At 71.6% G+C, this 19,215-nt stretch carries 18 protein-coding genes; 6 read left to right on the top strand and 12 right to left on the bottom strand.

Annotated elements, in window-relative coordinates; all coding sequences use genetic code 11:
- The 4 genes from NH339_RS12325 to NH339_RS12310 all read right to left on the bottom strand — a co-directional run.
- The coding region (locus NH339_RS12325) for a hypothetical protein (RefSeq protein ID WP_253025699.1) at positions 1-239 on the bottom strand (239 nt) is incomplete at its 3' end.
- Positions 240-756: 517 nt separating this feature from the next.
- Positions 757-1,518 (bottom strand): SDR family oxidoreductase, encoded by a 762-nt coding sequence (locus tag NH339_RS12320; protein ID WP_253025697.1) that lies wholly within the window; start codon positions 1,516-1,518, stop codon positions 757-759.
- The gene (locus tag NH339_RS12315) at positions 1,518-2,735 is read right to left on the bottom strand and encodes an acetyl-CoA C-acetyltransferase (protein ID WP_253025695.1); all 1,218 of its coding nucleotides are present in this window, start codon (positions 2,733-2,735) and stop codon (positions 1,518-1,520) included. The genes NH339_RS12320 and NH339_RS12315 overlap by 1 nt, the downstream gene beginning before the upstream one ends.
- A 107-nt stretch (positions 2,736-2,842) precedes the next feature.
- Complete coding sequence (locus NH339_RS12310; protein WP_253025693.1) at positions 2,843-3,988, bottom strand: acyl-CoA dehydrogenase family protein; 1,146 nt, start codon at positions 3,986-3,988, stop codon at positions 2,843-2,845.
- A gap of 120 nt (positions 3,989-4,108) precedes the next feature.
- On the opposite strand from NH339_RS12310, the gene NH339_RS12305 reads away from it, so the two are divergent.
- Complete coding sequence (locus NH339_RS12305) at positions 4,109-4,687, top strand: TetR/AcrR family transcriptional regulator (protein WP_253025691.1); 579 nt, start codon at positions 4,109-4,111, stop codon at positions 4,685-4,687.
- A gap of 73 nt (positions 4,688-4,760) precedes the next feature.
- On the opposite strand, the gene NH339_RS12300 is transcribed toward NH339_RS12305, so the two are convergent.
- Entirely contained in the window at positions 4,761-5,294 is a 534-nt protein-coding gene (locus NH339_RS12300) for a YceI family protein (protein ID WP_253025689.1), read from the bottom strand.
- Positions 5,295-5,421: 127 nt separating this feature from the next.
- Here NH339_RS12300 and NH339_RS12295 point away from each other — a divergent pair, with 127 nt between their 5' ends.
- On the top strand, positions 5,422-5,913 hold the full coding sequence (locus NH339_RS12295) for a MarR family winged helix-turn-helix transcriptional regulator (protein ID WP_253025687.1): 492 nt from the start codon (positions 5,422-5,424) through the stop codon (positions 5,911-5,913).
- Positions 5,914-5,994: 81 nt separating this feature from the next.
- Here the strand turns inward: NH339_RS12295 and ettA are convergent, their stop codons facing one another.
- Together ettA and NH339_RS18885 are read right to left on the bottom strand one after the other, a co-directional pair.
- Positions 5,995-7,677 (bottom strand): energy-dependent translational throttle protein EttA, encoded by a 1,683-nt coding sequence (ettA, locus tag NH339_RS12290; RefSeq protein WP_253025685.1) that lies wholly within the window; start codon positions 7,675-7,677, stop codon positions 5,995-5,997.
- A 67-nt stretch (positions 7,678-7,744) separates the two neighbouring features.
- Positions 7,745-10,897 carry a helicase HerA-like domain-containing protein gene (locus NH339_RS18885; protein ID WP_308207071.1) on the bottom strand — a complete coding sequence of 1,051 codons (3,153 nt, stop codon included), beginning with the start codon at positions 10,895-10,897 and terminating at the stop codon, positions 7,745-7,747.
- A gap of 49 nt (positions 10,898-10,946) precedes the next feature.
- Here NH339_RS18885 and NH339_RS12280 point away from each other — a divergent pair, with 49 nt between their 5' ends.
- Positions 10,947-11,249, top strand: coding sequence for a type II toxin-antitoxin system VapB family antitoxin (locus NH339_RS12280; RefSeq protein ID WP_067861882.1), 303 nt, complete (start codon positions 10,947-10,949; stop codon positions 11,247-11,249).
- Positions 11,246-11,770: a LytR C-terminal domain-containing protein gene (locus tag NH339_RS12275; protein ID WP_253025683.1), complete on the top strand. Its 525-nt coding sequence runs from the start codon at positions 11,246-11,248 to the stop codon at positions 11,768-11,770. Before NH339_RS12280 ends, NH339_RS12275 begins: the two co-directional genes overlap by 4 nt.
- Positions 11,771-11,798: 28 nt before the next feature.
- Here the strand turns inward: NH339_RS12275 and NH339_RS12270 are convergent, their stop codons facing one another.
- The gene (locus NH339_RS12270) at positions 11,799-13,292 is read right to left on the bottom strand and encodes a potassium/proton antiporter (protein ID WP_253025681.1); all 1,494 of its coding nucleotides are present in this window, start codon (positions 13,290-13,292) and stop codon (positions 11,799-11,801) included.
- A 94-nt stretch (positions 13,293-13,386) separates the two neighbouring features.
- Here NH339_RS12270 and NH339_RS12265 point away from each other — a divergent pair, with 94 nt between their 5' ends.
- Positions 13,387-14,211 carry a S9 family peptidase gene (locus tag NH339_RS12265; protein ID WP_253025679.1) on the top strand — a complete coding sequence of 275 codons (825 nt, stop codon included), beginning with the start codon at positions 13,387-13,389 and terminating at the stop codon, positions 14,209-14,211.
- Here the strand turns inward: NH339_RS12265 and NH339_RS12260 are convergent.
- The 3 genes from NH339_RS12260 to aroQ form a co-directional block, all read right to left on the bottom strand.
- Positions 14,153-14,749 carry a hypothetical protein gene (locus NH339_RS12260; RefSeq protein WP_253025677.1) on the bottom strand — a complete coding sequence of 199 codons (597 nt, stop codon included), beginning with the start codon at positions 14,747-14,749 and terminating at the stop codon, positions 14,153-14,155. The two genes, NH339_RS12265 and NH339_RS12260, sit on opposite strands and share 59 nt — an antisense overlap.
- 647 nt (positions 14,750-15,396) lie before the next feature.
- The gene (locus NH339_RS12255; protein ID WP_253025675.1) at positions 15,397-15,777 is read right to left on the bottom strand and encodes a hypothetical protein; all 381 of its coding nucleotides are present in this window, start codon (positions 15,775-15,777) and stop codon (positions 15,397-15,399) included.
- Positions 15,774-16,241, bottom strand: a complete 468-nt coding sequence (aroQ, locus tag NH339_RS12250) for a type II 3-dehydroquinate dehydratase (RefSeq protein WP_253025673.1) — start codon at positions 16,239-16,241, stop codon at positions 15,774-15,776. Before aroQ ends, NH339_RS12255 begins: the two co-directional genes overlap by 4 nt.
- Before the next feature lie 552 nt (positions 16,242-16,793).
- Between aroQ and NH339_RS12245 the strand changes: the two genes are divergently transcribed.
- Positions 16,794-18,179: a hypothetical protein gene (locus NH339_RS12245; RefSeq protein ID WP_253025671.1), complete on the top strand. Its 1,386-nt coding sequence runs from the start codon at positions 16,794-16,796 to the stop codon at positions 18,177-18,179.
- An 8-nt stretch (positions 18,180-18,187) separates the two neighbouring features.
- Here NH339_RS12245 and NH339_RS12240 read toward each other — a convergent pair whose 3' ends face one another.
- On the bottom strand, positions 18,188-19,063 hold the full coding sequence (locus NH339_RS12240; RefSeq protein WP_253025669.1) for a family 16 glycosylhydrolase: 876 nt from the start codon (positions 19,061-19,063) through the stop codon (positions 18,188-18,190).
- Between the last annotated feature and the right edge of the window lie 152 nt (positions 19,064-19,215).

The raw sequence follows: 19,215 nt of genomic DNA, 5'->3' as shown, positions 1-19,215 counted from the left end.
CGCAGCAGCTCGGTGGCGACCGGCGCGAGACGCTGCTCGGCGCGCGCGACGAGACCGGCGACGTCGGACTCGAGGGCGAAGTCGCGCACGAGCGCGGCGAGCGGCTCGAGCCACGGCTCCCCCTGCCCGCCGGCGACCACGGCGTACCGCTGGCCCCCTCGGAGCCGGTCGACCAGCGCCTCGCGGCGGCCTCCCGTGGCGGTGGTGGTGCTCGTCGGGCTCGTGGGGGTGGTGGTCACGTCGTGATACCTCGCTGCGACAGGTGGGCGGAGATGCCATCGTCGCAAAACGTGAGAGGAACCTCAAGTTTATTCCGAGGGTTTCCTCATGTTCTTCGTGTCACATCAGGGTGCGCGCGCCCGGGCTGCTCGTGACCTGCGGCTGCGCTGCCTCGGCTCGGCGTCGACCTGCCCTCCGAAAGGGCTTCGACCGGCCGGTGCGCGCCGGTCGGCCGAGCCTGCGGGCCCGCCATCGGTGGATCGGCAACATCAGCAGCGTCCCTGCGGTTGCTGAGCCACCGACGGCCCGGCCCGGCGCCCCCATCGGTGGATGAGCAACGACAGGACGCCCGCTGTGGTTGCTCAGCCACCCACGACACGGGGAGCCCCGCAGACCCGGCCAGGCCCCACGCACCGTTCGGTCGAGGCCTCTCGGAGACCGACCCGGGACCCAGCCGCAGCAGCGCAGCAGCAGGACGACGCAGGACGACCCCGCAGCCACCAGGTGGCCGCGGGGTCGTCCAGGACTCCAGCGTCGTCAGACGCCGCCGGTCAGCAGCAGGCCGCCATCGGCGGTGATCGTCTGACCGGTGAGCCAGGCCGCGTCGTCGGACAGCAGGAAGCCGACGACGCCGGCGATGTCCTCGGGCAGGCCGAGCCGCTTGAGCGGGTACGGCGCCGACACCTCGTCCTCGCGGCCCTCGTACAGCGCCTTCGCGAACTTCGTCTTCACGACGGCCGGCGCGACACCGTTGACCCGGATGTCCGGGCCGAGCTCGACCGCCAGCTCCTCGGTCACGTGGATGAGCGCCGACTTCGACGCGCCGTACATGCCGATGTTCGGGGCCGGCTTCAGCCCGGCCACCGACGACACGTTGACGATGGCGCCGCCGTGCTCGGCCATCCACTGCCGGTAGGCCTGCTGCGCCCACGCGACGGCCGACAGCACGTTGACCGCGAAGATCTTCGCCGCGGCCTCGAGGTCGATGTCGATCATGCGCCCGTACACCGGGTTGATGCCGGTGTTGTTCACCAGGAAGTCGAGCCGACCGAACCGCTCGATCGCGGTGCGGACCGCCTCCTCCTGGTGCGCGGCGTCGTCGCCCGAGCCGGCGACGAACGCGGCCCGGTCGGCCCCGAGCGACGCCACGGCCTCCTCGAGCGCGTCCGCCTTGCGCGCCGTGACCAGCACCCGCGCCCCGTCGTCGACGAGGCGCTGCGCGATGCCCAGGCCGATCCCCCGGCTCGCGCCGGTGACGACCGCGACCTTCCCGGCGAAGCGACCCTCCCCGGCGGCCATCAGGACAGCCGCTCGATGACCATCGCCATGCCCATGCCGCCGCCGACGCACATCGACTCGACGCCGAACTGCTTGTCGTGCCACTGCAGGGAGTTGATGAGCGTGCTGGTGATGCGCGCGCCGGTCATGCCGAACGGGTGGCCGACGGCGATCGCGCCGCCGTTGACGTTGAGCTTGTCCAGCGGGATGCCGAGCACCTTCGCCGAGCCCCACGACTGGACCGCGAAGGCCTCGTTGATCTCGTAGAGGTCGATGTCGTCGATGCCCATGCCGGCGTTGCGCAGCGCGGCCGGGATGGCCTCGACGGGGCCGAGGCCCATGATCTCCGGCGAGAGACCGGTGACGGCCGTCGAGACGATGCGCGCGAGCGGCGTCAGGCCGAGCGCCTTGGCCTTCTCGTCGCTCATGATGACCACGGCGGCGGCGCCGTCGTTGAGCGGACACGCGTTGCCGGCCGTCACGGTGCCGTCGGGACGGAACACCGGCTTGAGCTGGCTCACGGCCTCCAGCGTCACGCCGGCGCGAGGTCCGTCGTCCTTGGAGACGACGGTGCCGTCAGGCAGCGTCACCGGGGTGATGTCCTTGGCCCAGAAGCCGGACTCGATGGCCGCCTCCGCGAGGTTCTGGCTGCGGACGCCGAACTCGTCCTGCTCCTCGCGGCTCATGCCGAGGTGCTGGGCGACGTTCTCGGCCGTCTGGCCCATCGCGATGTAGAGGTCGGGCAGCTCGCCGCTCTCGCGCGGGTCCGTCCAGGTGTCGGCGCCCCCCTCGGCGCGCTTCGCGGTGCGGGCGATCGCGTCCGCGAACAGCGGGTTCTCCGAGCCGGGCAGGTCGGAGAAGCCGTTCTGGAAGCGGCTCACCGTCTCGACACCGGCCGAGATGTAGGCGTCGCCCTCACCGGCCTTGATGGCGTGGAACGCCATGCGGGTCGTCTGCAGCGACGACGAGCAGTAGCGGTTCACGGTGACGCCCGGCAGGTGGTCCATGCCGGAGAGCACGGCCACGGCGCGGGCCAGGTTGTGACCCGCCTCGCCGGCCGGCTGGCCGACACCGAGGTGCAGGTCGGTGATGTCCTTCGGGTCGAGCCCGGGGACCTTCTCGAGGGCGGCCTGCACCATCTGCACGGTGAGGTCGTCAGGACGCATGTCCTTCAGCGAGCCCTTGACGGCGCGGCCGATGGGCGAGCGGGCGGTCGAGACGATGACGGCTTCGGTCATGGTGCTGCCTTCCGGTGGTGGGGTCGTGCGGCGTCGTGCGGGGAGTGCGGGGCGGCCCGGCGGGGTGCCGGGACCCCGCGATCAGCTGGGGGCGAAGGACACAGCGCTCAGAGGCCGAGGTCGCGGCCGATGAGCTCCTTCATGATCTCGTTGGAGCCGGCCCAGATGCGGGTCACGCGGGCGTCGCGCCAGGCGCGGGCCACGCGGTACTCGTTCATGAAGCCGTAGCCGCCGTGGATCTGGACGCAGTGGTCGAGCACCTGGTTCTGGACGTCGGAGGTGTACCACTTGGCCTTGGCGGCGTCGACGGCGCTGAACTTCTTCTCGGCGTGGGCGGCGACGGCGTTGTCGAGGTAGGCCTCGGCGACCTCGATCTTGGTGACGAGCTCGGCGATGAGGAACTTGTTCCACTGGAAGTTGCCGATGGCCTGGCCGAACGCCTTGCGGTCCTTGGCGTACTGGATGGTCTCGACGAGGATCTGCTTGGCGTGGGCGATGTTGGAGATCGCACAGCTCAGCCGCTCCTGCGGGAGCTTCTGCATCATGTGGATGAAGCCGCGGTCGAGCTCGCCGATGATGCGGTCGTCGCCGACGCGGACGTTCTCGAAGAACAGCTCGGCGGTGTCGGACTCGGTCTGGCCGACCTTGTCGAGCTTGCGGCCACGGCTGAAGCCCTCGTCGCCGGCCCCGATGGCGAAGAGGGTGATGCCCTTGGCGCCCTTCTCCGGCGAGGTGCGGACGGCGGTGACCACCAGGTCGGCGCTGTAGCCGTTGGTGATGAAGGTCTTGGAGCCGTTGATGACCCACTCGTCGCCGTCGCGGACGGCGGTGGTCTTCAGCGCGGCGAGGTCGGAGCCGCCGCCGGGCTCGGTCATGCCGATGGCCAGCAGGCACTCGCCCGACGCGATCTTCGGCAGCCAGCGCTCCTTCTGCTCCTGCGTGCCGAGCTCGACGATGTAGGGCGCGGTGATGTCGGAGTGGATGCCGACGCAGGAGGCGAGGGCGGCGCTGACCTTGCTGAGCTCCTCGGCCCAGACGGCGTTGAAGCGGAAGTCCTCGGCCCCGGCGCCGCCGAACTCCTCGGGGATCTCCAGGCCGAGGAGGCCGAGCTCGCCGGCGGCGAGCCAGAAGTCGCGCGGGAGCGCCTTGTCCTCGATGTACTGCTCGATGTGCGGGGCGACCTTCTTGGCCAGGAACGTCGCGCAGGTGTCGCGGAAGTCCTCGTGGTCGGCGGTGTAGACGGTGCGGTCCATCGGGTCCCTCGTGCTCTGGTGTGTCTCGTGCTCGGACGTGAAGTGACGCGCCAGTAGGTAAGCGCTTGCTTAGCGTGCCCGGCATGGGCCATGCTGTCAACCGACGAAAGGGACGATGTCATGACCGCCACAGCGCGCGAGCGGCTCCTCGAGGCCGCCGTGGAGGCGTTCGCCGAGAAGGGCTTCACGGCGACGACGACCCGCGACATCGCGGCGCGCGCCGGCATGAGCCCGGCAGCGGTCTACGTCCACCACGACACCAAGGAGTCGCTGCTCTTCACGGTCAGCATCGACGGGCACCGCTCGGCCCTGCAGGTCGTGGAGTCCGCCGACGACCCGGCCGCCGCTCCCCCGGAGCGCCTGAGGCGCTTCGTGCACGACTTCAGCGCCTGGCACGCGTCGCACAGCCGCGTCGGCCGCATCGTGCAGTACGAGTTCGACGCGCTGACCCCGGAGCACCGCTCCGAGGTCGCCGCACTGCGTCGCGCCATCGAGCGCGTCATGCAGCGGGTGCTCGAGGCGGGCGTGGCGTCGGGCGACTTCGCCGTCGACGACGTGGTCGGCACCACCCGGGCGATCCTGTCGCTCAGCATCGACCTCGTGCGCTGGTTCTCCCCCACCGGCCCGCAGACGCCCGAGGACGTCGCCGAGCTGCACGCCCGGCTCGCGCTGCGGATGGTCCTGGCCCACGACGACTGACGGCGCCCACCCGCGAGGGGTGGACGCCGTCTGAGGTGCTGCCGCAGTCGTGCTGCGCAGCGGTGCTGGGGGCTCAGGCCTCGAGCACGGCCTCCGCGTTGATCGTGATGGTGATCTTGTCGCCGATCATGACCTTGTCACCCTCGAGCGGGATGTTGAAGTCGATGCCGAACTCCTTGCGGCTGATCTCGCCGGTGGCCTCGACGCCGACGCGCGTGCCGCCCCACGGGTCCTTGCCCTCGCCGAGGAAGTCGACGTCGAGCTGGAGGGGCTTGGTGACGCCCTTGATCGTGAGGTCGCCGTTGACGACGAAGGACTCGTCGGACTTCTGGACGACGCCGGTGCTGGTGAAGGTCATCTTCGGGTGCGTCTCGGTGTCGAAGAAGTCGCTCGAGCGCAGGTGGTTGTCGCGGTCGGCGGTGCCGGTGTTGATCGAGGACAGGTCGACCTCGACGTTGACCGTGGAGTCGCTGATCGGGTCGGCGCTGACGATCGAGCCCTCGAAGGTCTCGAACTTGCCGCGGACCTTGCTCATGATGTGACGCACGGCGAAGCCGATCTCGGTGTGCGTGGGGTCGAGGTTCCAGGTGCCGGTGGTGATGCTCATGGGGTGTCTCCTGAAGTCGGGGTGCAGCTCGTGGTTGAGCCGTCAACGAGAGAGACGCTACCATGTAGTTGAAGCCTCAATCAACACCCTCTCCTGGACTGCCTCGCCACGAACCTAGGATGTGCCCATGACCAGCGCCCCCATCGACGAGAACTCGGACACGACGCCGTGGCTCGACACCGAGCAGCAGCGGTGGTGGCGCTCCTACCTCGGCGGGTCGACCGTGCTCCTGGACCAGCTCGACCGCGACCTGCGCGCGGCGCACGACCTCTCCATGGCCGAGTACGAGATCCTCGTCCGCCTGTCCGAGGCGCAGGACCGCTCGATCCGCATGGCCGAGCTCGCGGCCGCCGTCTCGCACTCGCGCAGCCGCATCACCCACACCATCGCCCGACTCGAGCGTGACGGCATCGTGCGCCGCGCCGCGAGCTGCACCGACGGACGAGGCGTGAGCGCCGTGCTCACCGACCACGGCCACGACGTGCTCGCCCAGGCCGCCCACACCCACGTGCGCGGCGTCCACGACTACCTCGTCGCACGCTGCAGCCGCGAGGACCTCGCCGCCGTCGGGCGGGTCCTGGAGGCCGTCCGCACCGGGCTCGAGGGTCGCGGCTTCTGACGGGGAGCCCCCCGCCCCGACACACCATCGCCCCTTCCTGGACCAGGAAGGGGCGACGGTGCTCTGCATCGTGCGACGTGCTCAGTCGCGGGTGAGGCGACGGTGGGTGACGCGGTGCGGACGAGCCGCCTCCTCGCCGAGGCGCTCGATCTTGTTCTCCTCGTAGGAGGCGAAGTTGCCCTCGAACCAGAACCAGCGACCCGGCTCGTCCTCGGTGCCCTCCCACGCGAGGATGTGCGTGGCGATGCGGTCGAGGAACCAGCGGTCGTGCGACGTGACCACGGCGCAGCCCGGGAAGTCGAGCAGCGCGTCCTCGAGCGAGGACAGGGTCTCGACGTCGAGGTCGTTGGTGGGCTCGTCGAGCAGCAGCAGGTTGCCGCCCTGCTTGAGCGTCAGCGCGAGGTTGAGGCGGTTGCGCTCACCGCCGGACAGCACGCCGGCCTTCTTCTGCTGGTCGGCGCCCTTGAAGCCGAACGAAGCCACGTACGCGCGGCTGTTCATCTCGAAGTTCGCGACCTTGATGAAGTCGAGCCCGTCCGAGACGACCTCCCAGACGTTCTTGTCCGCGGCGATGCTGCCCCGGCTCTGGTCGGCGTAGGAGATCTTGACCGTCTGGCCGACCTCGAGGGTCCCTGCGTCGGGCTCCTCGTTGCCGGTGATCATGCGGAAGAGGGTGGTCTTGCCGACGCCGTTCGGGCCGACGACGCCGACGATGCCGGCGCGCGGCAGCGAGAAGCTGATGTCGTCCCACAGGGTGCGGCCCTCGAAGCCCTTGCTGAGGCTCTTCGCGTCGAGCACGACGTCGCCGAGGCGCGGGCCGGCGGGGATGTTGATCTCGCTGGTGTCGATCTTGCGGGCGCGCTCGGCCTCGGCCGCGAGCTCCTCGTAACGGGCCAGACGCGCCTTGCTCTTCGCCTGACGGCCCTTGGCGTTGGAGCGGACCCAGTCGAGCTCCTTCTCGAGCATCTTGGCGCGCTTGGCGTCCTTCGCGCCCTCGATCTTGAGGCGCTCCTTCTTCGTCTCCAGGTAGGTCGAGTAGTTGCCCTCGTAGCCGTGGATGCGGCCGCGGTCGACCTCGGCGATCCACTCGGCGACGTTGTCGAGGAAGTAGCGGTCGTGGGTGACGGCCAGGACGGCGCCCGGGTAGGTCTTGAGGTGACCCTCGAGCCACTGCACCGACTCGGCGTCGAGGTGGTTGGTGGGCTCGTCGAGCAGCAGGAGGTCGGGCTGCTGGAGCAGGAGCTTGCACAGCGCCACGCGGCGGCGCTCACCACCGGAGAGGTGGTCGACGAGCTCGTCCGGCGGCGGGCAGCGCAGCGCGTCCATGGCCTGGTCGAGGCGGGAGTCGAGGTCCCACGCGTTGACGCTGTCGAGGAACGTCTGCAGGTCGCCGGTCTCGGCCATGAGGGCGTCGTAGTCGGCGTCGGGCTCGCCCATCTCGGCGTACGCCTCCTCGAGGCGCTTCATCTTGTCCTTGACCTCCGAGACCGCCTCCTCGACGTTCTCCAGGACGGTCTTGCCCTCGGTGAGGGGCGGCTCCTGCTGGAGCATGCCGACGGTGGCCTCGGGGTCACGGACGATGTCGCCGTTGTTCGGCTGGTCGAGGCCGGCCATGAGCTTGAGGAGCGAGGACTTGCCCATGCCGTTCGGCCCCACGACGCCGATCTTGGCGCCGTGCAGGAACGAGAGGGTCACGTCGTCGAGGACGACCTTGTCGCCGTGGGCCTTGCGGACGTTGCGCAGGGAGAGAACGTAGTCAGCCATAGGGCACCCAGCCTACCGACGGCGGCCGACGTGCCGCGCCTCGCGGTGGTCCGCGGCGTCGGTGGGCTCAGCCGAGGGCGCGCAGGATGCCCGAGCGGTAGCGCTCGTAGCGGTCGAGCTCGGACTGCAGCGGCGCCACGACCTTCTGCTCGGACACCTCGGCGACGGCGCGACGCAGCGTCGCGTCGGCCTGCTGCGCCCGCCGCCGCGCGCTCGCCCGCACCGCCGCGCGGGACAACGCGGCCAGCAGCACGCCACCGACCAGCCCCCCGAGGAGGAGCAGCAGCGGCAGCGACGTGCCGGCCACGACCGGCGCGTCACCCACCTGCCAGCCCACGAGGCCGCTGAGCAGCTCGACGGCTCCCCAACCGACGCCGACGACGAGGGCCGCGAACGCGAGCCACTGCAGCACGTCGACGGCACGCCACCAGAAGGGCGTGCGGGACAGGCCGAGGTCGATGCGGTCGACCGTCTCGTCGAGCTCGCGCACGACGTCGGCGCTGGTGCTGACCGACGCCTCGCGCACGGCGTCGCGCCAGGGTCGCTCGAGGCCGACGGCGGCCTTCTCGGAGATCTCGCGCACGGCCGACTCCGCCTGCGCCCGCTGGACGTGCCCGACGGACGGCCGCACGGCACGCGAGAGCGACGCGAGGGAGCCGTCGGGGTCGATGCCGAGCTCGCGGAGCGGGTCCTTGCGCAGGCGACCGACCCAGCGCAGCGGCGGCCAGCCGGTGTGCCGGCGCGCGGTGCGCAGCGTCGAGGCCTCGACGGCCTCGACGAGCTGCGGCGCACCGACGCTGTCGAGCAGGGCGAGGTCGAGCGCCTGGCGGTCGATATCGGTGATGCCCGGGATGTCGCTGCGGCCGCCGACGGTGACGATGCCCGCCGCCGACGCCGCGATGTCCTGCGCCAGGCGCTCCTTGGCGGAGGCCTTCGCCCGGATGCGGCGCGCGAGCTCGCGCTTGAGGTCGTCGACCCCGTCGCCGCGGTGCGCGGAGACGCCGAGGACCGGCACGCCCGGCAGACCCTCGCGGTCGAGGATGGCGCGCACGTCGCCCAGCGCCCGCTCCCGCTCGGAGAAGTGGATGCGGTCGATCTGGTTGAGCACGACGAGCGTGACGTCGCGGTAGGCCGCCATCGGCCGGATGTAGCGGTCGTGGATGGCGGCGTCGGCGTACTTCTGCGGGTCGAGGACCCAGATGAGGAGGTCGGCGTACTGGACGAGCCGGTCCATCTCGAGGTGGTGCGAGACCTCGGTGGAGTCGTGGTCGGGCAGGTCGAGCAGGACGAGCCCGTCGAGCTTCGTGTCGGCCGACGAGCGGTCGAGCATGCTCATGCGCGACACCTGGTGGCGCGCGGGGATGCCCATCCACTCGAGCAGCTCCTGGGCGCCGTCGGGTCCCCACGAGCACGCGAGGGCCCACGACGTGGTCGGACGGCGCACGCCGACACCGGCCAGCTCGAGGTCGGTCAGGCAGTTGAAGAGCGAGGACTTGCCCGAGCCCGTGGCGCCCGCGAGCGCCACGATCGTGTGCTCGCCGGAGAGCCGCAGCCGCTCCGAGGCCCGCTCGGCGAGCGCCGCGGCAGGGTCCAGCAGGGCGTCGTCGAGACGTCCGCGGGCGGCCTCGACCGCCTCCGTCGCCGACGGCGGGTCGACGCGCGTGCCGTAGCGGGGCAGCAGCGGCGACGCCGCGACGAGTCCCGCGACGACGTCGGCCGGTGCGGGAGCCATCGACCCCTGCGGCGCCCGCAGCCGGGTCCACGCCACGGGGGTGGGGGCACCCCGCTCGTCCATCACCGTGACGACGGCCTCGCCGATCGCCAGCCGGGTGAGCAGCTCGCCCAGGTCGTACCCCGACGTCGGGTACGTCGAGACGGTCGCGCGGAGGGCCTTGGCGTCGTCGGGCGTGTGGGCGCGCAGCTGGTGCTGGATCCGTGACCCGAGCTGGGCGAGCACGTCCGACGGCACGTCCTTCGGCGTCTGCGTGACGAAGACGATGCCGACGCCCTTGGAGCGGATGAGCCGCACGGTCTGGGTCACCTGCGCCAGGAAGTCCTTCGACGCGTCGGCGAACAGCAGGTGCGCCTCGTCGAAGAAGAACACGAGGCGCGGCTTCTCGACGTCGCCCACCTCCGGCAGGGTCGCGAACAGCGTGCGCAGCAGGTGCAGGAGGAACGTCGAGAACAGCGTCGGCCGGTCGACCACCGACGGCACCTCCAGCAGCGACACGACGCCGCGGCCGTCGGGCGCCAGCCGGAGCAGGTCGGCGACGTCGAGCCCCGGCTCGCCGAAGAAGACGTCGGCGCCCTGGTCGGCGAAGGCGACGAGCTCGCGCAGGATCACGCCGACGGTCGCGGAGGAGAGCCCGCCGAGCTCCTTCAGCTCGGCCTTGCCGTCGCCGACGAGCCAGGTGAGCACCGAGCGCAGGTCGCCGAGGTCGACGAGCCGGTGTCCCTGCTCGCGCGCGTGGTGGAAGACGAGCCCGAGCGACGACTCCTGCGTCTCGTTCAGGCCCAGCACCTTCGCGAGCAGGAGCGGGCCGAACGACTCCAGGCTCGCGCGGACCGGGACGCCCGTGCCGAGGCCGCCGAGGGTCAGGAGCTCCGTCGGCGAGCCGAGCGGCTGCCAGGTCTGACCGACGTCGGCGCACCGCTCCGCCAGGCGCTCGCTCGGCGTGCCGGGGACGGCGATGCCGGAGAGGTCGCCCTTCACGTCGGCCGCGAACACGGGCACGCCGTGCGCCGAGACCTGCTCCGCGAGCAGCTGCAGCGTCCGCGTCTTGCCGGTGCCGGTCGCGCCCGCCACCAGACCGTGCCGGTTGAGCATGCCGAGCGGGAGGCGCACGGGCGCCGAGGGCACGGCCACGTCGTCGACGACGAGGGCGCCGATCTCCACCACCGGACCGTCGAACGCGTAGCCCGCGCGGACCTCCTCGACCACCGGGTCCTGGGGCCCACGGTCGTCCGGCACAGAGTCGTCCGGCACAGGGTCGTCCGGCACAGGGTCGTCCGGCACAGGGTCGTCCGGCACAGGGTCGTCCGGGACCGCGGCGCTCGCCTGCTGCTCGGCCGCAGCGGCGCGGGCCAGCTCGTCGGCGCGACGTCGGGCCTCGACGGCCGCCGCCTCCGCCGCAGCGGCAGCCTGCGCGGCCTCCGCGGCGAGGGCGGAGGCGCTCGCGTCGCCGTCGGTGGGTCGACCGTCCCCGTCAGCCGTGCTCATGGCGGTCAGGCTACCGCTGCGCGACGGTCGTGCTGTCTACACTGACGTCGTGATCTTTCGGAGGGTGAGCGACGGTCGGCCGTACCCCGACCACGGACTGTCGCAGCGCGAGTGGGCCGACCTGTCGCCCACGCAGGTGCACCTCTCCGACCTCACGACCACCAAGACGCAGCTCGACCTCGCCAACCTGCTCGACGAGGACTCGACGTACTTCGGCGACCTGTTCGCGCACGTCGTCGCCTGGAACGGCGAGCTGTTCCTCGAGGACGGCCTGCACCGCGCCGTCCGCGCCGCCCTGCAGCAGCGGTCCATGCTGCACGCCCGCGTCCTGACGATCGGAGCCCGACGATGAACCCCCGCAGCGGAGCCGTCGGCCCCCTCGTCCTGCTCGGCTCTGCGCTGGTGCTCCTCCTGGGGCTGTTCGTCGGCTTCCGTCTCGTCACCGCCGAGGCCGACACCGGCGAGGCCGCGCCCACCTGCGAGCGCCGCGTGGTGGAGAAGGACGACCGCGTGACCAGCAGCCTCGTGAGCGTCGACGTCTACAACGCGAGCAGTCGGGCCGGCCTGGCGAACCGCGTCTCCATCAACCTGCAGCGTCGCGGCTTCCTCGCCGGCCAGATCGGCAACTCCGAGAGCAAGGTCCGCCCGCGGGTGGCCGCCGTGCTCACCGACGACCCGAAGGACCCGCGCGTGCGGCTCGTCGGCGCGCAGTTCGGCTCCCGCGTGCAGTACGTCGAGCCCGACATCCCCGTCGACGAGGGGTCGGTGACGGTCGTCGTCGGCGACGGGTTCCGCCAGCTCGGGCGCGACGTCCGCGACACCAGCAACGACCGTCGCTTCACGGTCTGCCTGCCCACGGTCCCGGCCGCCTGACGGAACCGGCACCACGACAGGGGGCGGGTCAGGCGGGGTCGGCAGCGTCCCAGCCGGCCAGTCGCCCGTGGCGGCCGACGTCGAGCAGCCGCTGCTCGGTGAGCTCGCGGACGTCGCGCGTGGCCACGACGAGCACGTCGTCGCCCCGCACGAGCCGCGTGGTGCGGTGGGGCACGAACGGCGTGCCGTCGCGCACGACGAGCGACACCGACGCCCCCGTAGGCAGTCGCAGCTCGCCCACCTCCACGCCCGCCAGCCGTGAGCCGCGCGGCACGTGGACCTGCAGCAGGTCGGCCGAGACGCGTTCGAGCGGCGCCGCCTCGACCTCGAGGTCGCGGACGTCGTCGCGCAGCACCCCGCACCAGCGCGCCAGGCGGGCGAGCGGCGCGGCCTGCACGAGCGTGTACACGACCACCGCCACGAAGACGATGTCGAAGAGGTCGCGCGAGCCAGGCACGTCGGCGGCCAACGGGATCGTGGCGAGGATGATCGGCACGGCGCCCCGCAGCCCCGCCCAGCCGACGAACAGCTGCTCGCGCCAGCCGACCCTGAACCAGGTGGCGCAGACCAGGACCGACAACGGCCGGGCGACGAAGGTCAGCACGGCACCCGCGACCAGTCCCGTCCAGAGGTGCCAGAGCGTGAACTCCGACGGGCTCGCGAGCAGGCCCAGCATGACGAACAGCCCGATCTGCGCGAGCCAGCCGATCCCCTCCACGAACGAGCGGGTGGCGACGCGGTGCGGGAGCTCGGTGTTGCCGAGCACCAGCGCGCACAGGTAGACAGCCGCGAAGCCGCTGGCGTGGCCGAGGACGGCGAGGCCGTACGCGAGCACCGTGAAGGCCAGCACGATGAGGGGGTACAGGCCCGACGCCGGGAGCGCGAGCTGGCGCAGCAGTCGCGCGGCGCCGAACCCGACCGCCAGGCCGACGAGCGCGCCGACGACGATCTCGAACACGATCAGCCCGACGAAGGAGAGGGCGCCGCTGTCGGCGATCTCACCGGCGCTCAGCGCGGTGACGAGCACGACGATCGGCGCGTCGTTGAGCCCCGACTCCGCCTCCAGCACGCCCTTCACCCGTGGGGCGATGGGGACGGCGCGCAGCACGGAGAACACCGCCGCCGCGTCGGTGGGCGTGAGCACCGCGGCGAGCAGGACCGCGATCTCCCACCGCAGGTCGAGCACGTAGTGCGCCGCGCCCGCGACGACCAGCACGCTGACCACCGAGCCGAGCGTCGCGAGCAGCAGGCCGAGGCCCATCGCCGGGCGCACGTGCTCCCAGCGGGTCGTCAGACCGCCCTCGGCCAGGATGAGCACGAGCGCGCCGAAGCCGACCGCGAGGGCGAGGTCGGCGTCGTCGAACTGCACGCCGAGGCCTTCCTCGCCGAGCGCAAGCCCGAGACCGAGGTAGACGAGCAGCGACGGCAGGCCCACGCTGACGGAGAGCCGGACCGCGAGGATCGCCGCGATGAGGACGCCAGAGCCGACCAGGAGGAACACGTCGAGGTCGTGGACGTCCATGCACCGACCTCCCACCCTCGCCGAGACCCGATCCTATCGAGCGTCGACCGTGCATCGACCTGCAGGGACGCACACCGTGCGGTGGGATGGAGCGGTGCACCGTCGTCGATTCCTCTCGCTCGGGGCCGCGGCGGTCGGCACGGCCGCGCTCGCCGCCTGCTCCGGCCCCCGCGCACCCACGTCGGGCGGTGGCAGCATGGGCGACGTGGAACGCATCGCCTACGGCTCCGACCCGTCGCAGTTCGCCGAGCTGACCCGTCCCTCGGGAGCCTCACGAGGGGTGGTCGTCGTCATCCACGGCGGCTTCTGGCGCGCGCAGTACGACCTCTCGCTCGGCCGTCCGCTCGCCGCGTCGCTCGCGGAGGAGGGCTGGACCGCCTGGAACCTCGAGTACCGCCGGGTCGGGAACGGCGGCGGGTGGCCGCAGACGCCCGACGACGTCAGCGCGGGCATCGACAAGCTCGCGGAGGTCGACGGCCTCGACCTCTCCCGCGTCGTGACGCTCGGCCACTCGGCCGGCGGCCACCTCGCGGTGTGGGCGGCGGGACGTCAGCGGCTGCAGCCGTGGAGGGATGCGAAGGTCCCGGTGACGGCGGCGATCTCCCAGGCGGGTGTGCTCGACCTTGCGGGGGCGGCCTCGTTGGGCGGCGGGGCCGTGGAGGCGTTCCTCGGCCGGCCGGTCGACCGGGTGCCCGACGCCGACCCGACCGGCCAGGTCCCGCTCGACGTGCCGGTGCGCTGCGTCCACGGACGCGACGACTCGACCGTGCCGATCAGCCAGTCGGAGGCCTACGTCGCGGCAGCCACCGACGCCGGCGCCGACGCGACGCTCACGCCCGTCGACGGCGACCACTTCGTCGTCATCGACCCACGGAGCGAGGCGTGGGCGTCGACGGTGCGGCTGCTCGCGGACCTGTAGCGACGACGAGCCAGGTCCAGCCCGCGGCGAGCAGGGCCATCGAGAGCACGCCCCACGGCCGGTACACGTGCTCCTGCCAGAACATCACCGAGCCGACGAGCGTGAGCACGGCGCCGGGCAGCGCCCGCACCACTCCGGCGCGGCTCGCGACGCCGACGGCGAGCGCGGTCGCGGCGATGTAGGCGTAGGACCCGATGGCGCCGAGGTCGCCCGCGACGGGGAAGACGATCCCGAGACCACCCGCCTCGGCGTCCTTGATCGCGCCGCCGGCGATCCCGGCGAGGATGTCGAGGCTCGTGTAGAAGCAGGCGTACACGTAGGCCAGCACCCCGACGACGACGCCGACGACGCGGTCGTGCCGGCGGGCGACGAGCCACGGGCCCAGCGCGAGGAGCGGGAAGACGGGCAGCAGGACGGTGTGCATCATCTGCCAGTGCGCGGCGTCCTCGACGGTCAGCACCGCCGGGTGCGTCAGCCCGAGCGCAGCGGTGAACAGCGGCGGGAGCGCCACAGCGCAGATCGTGAGGTAGCGGGTCATGGCCTCACGGTAGGCACGATCTCCCCTCCCCGCCGACGAGCACGAGCCGAGCCCTCCGCCTGCTCCTTCGTCACGAGGTCGACTACTCGACCAGCGATATCGCTGGTCGAGTAGCAGGGACGAGCTTGCGAGGTCCCTGCGATGGAGCCGTCGCACAGGGGCGTAGCCGCGGCGGAGCGAGACCACCCGGCAACGGATCAGCGCGACTCAATCTCCAGCGTCCGCTTGGAGTGGTCTCGATACGCCCGAAGCACGCTCGTGCCTCGCGGCTCCGCGCTACTCGACCAGCGGAACGCTCCGCTGGTCGAGTAGCAGGGACGAGCTTGCGAGGTCCCTGCGTATCGAGACCACCCGGCAACGGATCAGCGCGACTCAATCTCCAGCGTCCGCTTGAAGTGGTCTCGATACGCCCGAAGCACGCTCGTGCCTCGCGGCTCCGCGCTACTCGACCAGCGAAACCGCTGGTCGAGTAGCGGCGACGGCGAGCGCCAGCGAGCTCGTCGCTGCGTATCGAGACCGCCCGGCAACAGCCCAGCGCCGACCGACACCCAGCGACAGCCCAGAGTGGTCTCGATACGCCCGAAGCACGCTCGTGCCTCGCGGCTCCGCGCTACTCGACCAGCGAAACCATCCGCTCGGCGGAGGGGTCAGGTGGCGTCCTCGACCCAGCCGTGGGTGCGGGTGTGCAGCTCCTCGCAGACGGTGCGGTAGAACCGCTCGACCTCGGGGCTGGAGAAGTCGGAGGCGCCGGCGAAGGTGTCGGACCTGGCCTGGAACCACAGGGCTGCGCGCAGCAGGGCGATGCCCAGGTCGCCACCCAGGTGCTCTCCGCGCTCGACGGCCTCGAAGGCGGGCCGGTAGGCGAGCTGCACGATCGTCGCCGTGGACGACGACAGGAAGAAGGCCGCGTCGAAGGTCTGCGCGAAGGCGTGCAGGGCCGCCCAGTCGGCGTCGGGCCCGGGCACGCGCACGCGTCGGGAGACGGCGAGCTGCTTCTTGTGCGGGACGTGGCGGGGTCCGTCACTCACGAGGCGTCCTCCTCGGTGACCAGGACGGCGACGAGCTCGCGGACCGCGCGACCGTAGCCCGCGACCCCCTCGCCGACGACGGTGACCGCGGCGACGTCGCTCAGGTAGGAGAAGTGGCGAAACTCCTCGCGGGCGTGCACGTCGGACACGTGCACCTCCGCGAACGGCAGCGCCACCCCGGTGAGCGCGTCACGCAGCGCCACCGACGTGTGCGTGAGCCCGCCCGGGTTGATGACGACCCCCGCACAGTCCTCTCGGGCCTCGTGGATCGCGTCGATGAGGACGCCCTCGTGGTTGCTCTGCAGCGCCCGCACCGCGTAGCCGAGCTCGTCGGCGGTCCGCTCGACGAGCGCGACGACGTCGTCCAGCGTCTCCTGCCCGTACACGCCGGGCTCGCGCGTGCCGAGCAGGTTCAGGTTGGGGCCGTTCACCAGCAGCAGCCGGCGCGGGGGCGAGTCGCTCACGGGAGCACGCTACCGACCGGAGCGCGGCCCCGTCGTCGTCCGGGGTGCGGACGACGCGATGCGCCCCTACGGTGACCTCACCGCCGGGCCGTCCCCCTCCTGGCGCCACTCGAGGTGGTCATCGTGCGCGTCCCTGTCATCGCCCTGCCCGTCACGGCTCTTGCCCTGGCACTCGGCAACTCGCCGTCCGTCGCTGCCGAGCGCAGCGGCACCTACGTCGGCCGCCTGGTCGACGAGGACGAACGACCGGTGGCCGGGATCGAGGTCTGGACCTGGTGCAGTGGCGAACCCTCTCCGCCACCCGAGGACCGATTCCGCACCGGGACCGATGGTCGATTCGAGCTCCCGTGGGTGAGCCAGCGTGGTTGTGACGTCATGATCCGCGACCCAGCAGCACGTCTGACGTCGTACAGGGAGGTGTGGGCGAGGCAATCGCCTGCAGACAGGGAACGTCCGGGAGTCCCCATCTACGTGGAGAGGCGCGCCGAGACAGGCACTCAGGACGTCGGCGACATCCAGCTGCGCGCACCCGTCACCATCCGCGGACGGATCGTGGATGGTGAGGGAAAGCCTTATCCCTCCGCAGAAGTCAGTCTCCTCGGCACCCAGGAACGTGAGGCCTTCGTCTACGCCGACAAGGACGGCTACTTCTCTCTCGACGACGATGTCGTCTTCGCGGGCGTGTACAGGTTCGTCATCGGGGTCGGTACGCGGCCGCTTGGAGGGGCGGATCACTATCCCGACCCGTCGCCCTTGCAGGGGTGGTGGGATCTCGAGCCCGGCGCGGTGGTGGACACCGGGACGGTCCGCGTCGAGATCCCCCGGCCGGGCCCGCAGGGACGGGTGAAGGTGCTGGGCGAGCGCCCGGCTGTCCTGCGACCTGTCGACGGCTCGCGCCCGGCGCAGGTCGTGGGGCCCGACGACCCGGACCCGCGCGTCGACGCCGGCCGTTACTTCTACGGTTGGATGAGGGGTTCGTCGTCTGTGTACGAAGTGCTCTGGGCAGGCACGAGCTACGGCTCCTACCGCGGGAGTCCCATCGTCGAGGTGCGCGAGGGGCAGACGCTCACCCTCCCTGCGATGCCGCGCCTGCAAAGTCCCAACGTCTCACCGTTCGACTCGAGCGGTGCGCCCCCGGACGGTCTCTCCATCGTCGCGCGCTCGGCGGACGAGCCGACCGAGGTGCTGCTGGCCCTGAACAACATCGACGAGTTCTACCCGATCAACCTGCCGACACGTCAAGGGCCCATCACGGTCACGGTCAGTGACCCGGCCGGGCGCTACCCGACGGTGCGACGCACACTTGCGTACCACGACAGCACGCAGATCGATCTCGGTCCCTCACGCAACGGCATCCCCGCTCGACCGGTGCCGCGGGCCTCGGGAGCCGAGCCTCCTGGACAATTCGTGCTTCTTCTCGACTTCGGACGCCGGGATCCCCTCGGGCTGATCGCCCAGTACTTCGACGCCGACGACGGGGATCGGCTCGTCCACACGGGAGCCTGGGACTCCAGACCGCTGGTCCCCAAGGGCAACTACAAGGTGCGGGTCGTCGACCCGACCGGTCAGACCGCGAACCTGTGGGTCGGCGGCGGCACGAGCCTCGCCACGGCCGCGATGCACCGGCCCTACATCGGCTACACGAAGGTGCTGCGGGCCCGTCTCGTGGAGCGACTCACGCCGATCGTCGCGCCACGGGTGTCCGGTCGGCGACTTCCCGGGAAGGTCCTGGCCACCGACCGCGGGGTGTGGAACGGCCACCCCACACGGTTCGCCTACCGCTGGTACCGCGACGGCAGGCCGATCGCCGGTGCTACCGGTCCGCGCTACCGGTTGCAGCGCGCGGACGCCGGACGCACGGTGCGGGTGCGTGTCGTCGCCAGCCGAGGGGCGGCGCGTGACGGTGTCCGCTCACGTCCGGTCGTCGTTCCTCGCTGACCGAGCCGTCACTGCCAGGCGCGCACCCAGTCGACCTGGAGGGTGGCGGGGAAGGTGGTGTCCGCGGTCGGCTTGTTGCCGTCGACACCGAGCATCTGGGTGAGGTTGATCGAGTAGTCCTGGTCGAACGGCTTGCCCTGCTCGACCGACGTGTCCGTCGGGCGGATGGCGTGGTCGAGGCAGACCTGCCCGTCGTACTCGACGCGGATGCGCTCGCTGTCCCACTCCAGCGCGTAGGTGTGCCAGGCGGTCGGGTCGTCGACCAGGCAGAAGTAGTTCGTGTAGTCGCGGGTCGACGTCGCGTAGTGGACGGTCGGGATCAGGCGGTCCGGGTACTGGGAGTAGAACTCCGCGATGTCCATCTCGCCGGTGCCGAGGCCGTCGCCCCAGTACTTCAGCGTCTGCGGGAACAGCCAGAGGGCGCTGTGGACGCCGGGGCCGGAGCTCGCGGGCATCTTCGCGCGGATCTCGACCCGTCCCCGGTTCATCGTGTAGTGGCCCCAGGTGGTCACGGACGCCGACGTGTAGGGCGTCGTGACGGTGGAGCCGTTGGCGGTGCAGGTGACGGGCTCGGACTCCTTGCGCGTCGTCAGGCGCAGGGCGCCGCCCTTCACCTCGAGGTTCTGCGGCCGGTCGACCCAGCAGTCCCCGTAGGTCAGGCCGGTGGCCTCGGTGGTCGCCGGGCTCCACCTGCTGCGGTCGAGGGCGTTGCCGTCGAAGTCGTCGGCGAAGGTGCACGTCCACGCGGAGCCGTCGTCCTTCGAGCGGACCTTCCCGCAGTCGTCGGAGGTCGCCGTCGGCTCAGGGGTCGGCGTCGGCTCGGGGGTCGGAGAGGCAGTGGGCTCCGGGCTCGGAGCGGTCGTCGCCTCGGGCGACGGAGCCACCGTCGGCTCGGGCGAGGGGGCGGCAGTGGGCTCGACCGACGGCGTCACCGTCGGCTCGGGCGTCGCGACGGGATCCGGGCTGGGCGCGACCGTGGGCTCGGGCGCCGGGGTGGCGGTCGGCGCCGGCGAGGGCGACGGGGTCACGGAGGGCG

The organism is Aeromicrobium sp. CnD17-E (assembly GCF_024124745.1).
Lineage (GTDB): Bacteria > Actinomycetota > Actinomycetes > Propionibacteriales > Nocardioidaceae > Aeromicrobium.
This window is presented reverse-complemented; position numbering and strand designations above follow the sequence as displayed.

Excerpts from the sequence above, each read along its gene's own strand:
- NH339_RS12320 (WP_253025697.1), bottom strand. The coding sequence starts at position 1,518 with ATGGCCGCCGGGGAGGGTCGCTTCGCCGGGAAGGTCGCGGTCGTCACC.
- NH339_RS12315 (WP_253025695.1), bottom strand. The coding sequence starts at position 2,735 with ATGACCGAAGCCGTCATCGTCTCGACCGCCCGCTCGCCCATCGGCCGC.
- NH339_RS12310 (WP_253025693.1), bottom strand. The coding sequence starts at position 3,988 with ATGGACCGCACCGTCTACACCGCCGACCACGAGGACTTCCGCGACACC.
- NH339_RS12305 (WP_253025691.1), top strand. The coding sequence starts at position 4,109 with ATGACCGCCACAGCGCGCGAGCGGCTCCTCGAGGCCGCCGTGGAGGCG.
- NH339_RS12300 (WP_253025689.1), bottom strand. The coding sequence starts at position 5,294 with ATGAGCATCACCACCGGCACCTGGAACCTCGACCCCACGCACACCGAG.
- NH339_RS12295 (WP_253025687.1), top strand. The coding sequence starts at position 5,422 with ATGACCAGCGCCCCCATCGACGAGAACTCGGACACGACGCCGTGGCTC.
- ettA (WP_253025685.1), bottom strand. The coding sequence starts at position 7,677 with ATGGCTGACTACGTTCTCTCCCTGCGCAACGTCCGCAAGGCCCACGGC.
- NH339_RS18885 (WP_308207071.1), bottom strand. The coding sequence starts at position 10,897 with ATGAGCACGGCTGACGGGGACGGTCGACCCACCGACGGCGACGCGAGC.
- NH339_RS12275 (WP_253025683.1), top strand. The coding sequence starts at position 11,246 with ATGAACCCCCGCAGCGGAGCCGTCGGCCCCCTCGTCCTGCTCGGCTCT.
- NH339_RS12270 (WP_253025681.1), bottom strand. The coding sequence starts at position 13,292 with ATGGACGTCCACGACCTCGACGTGTTCCTCCTGGTCGGCTCTGGCGTC.
- NH339_RS12260 (WP_253025677.1), bottom strand. The coding sequence starts at position 14,749 with ATGACCCGCTACCTCACGATCTGCGCTGTGGCGCTCCCGCCGCTGTTC.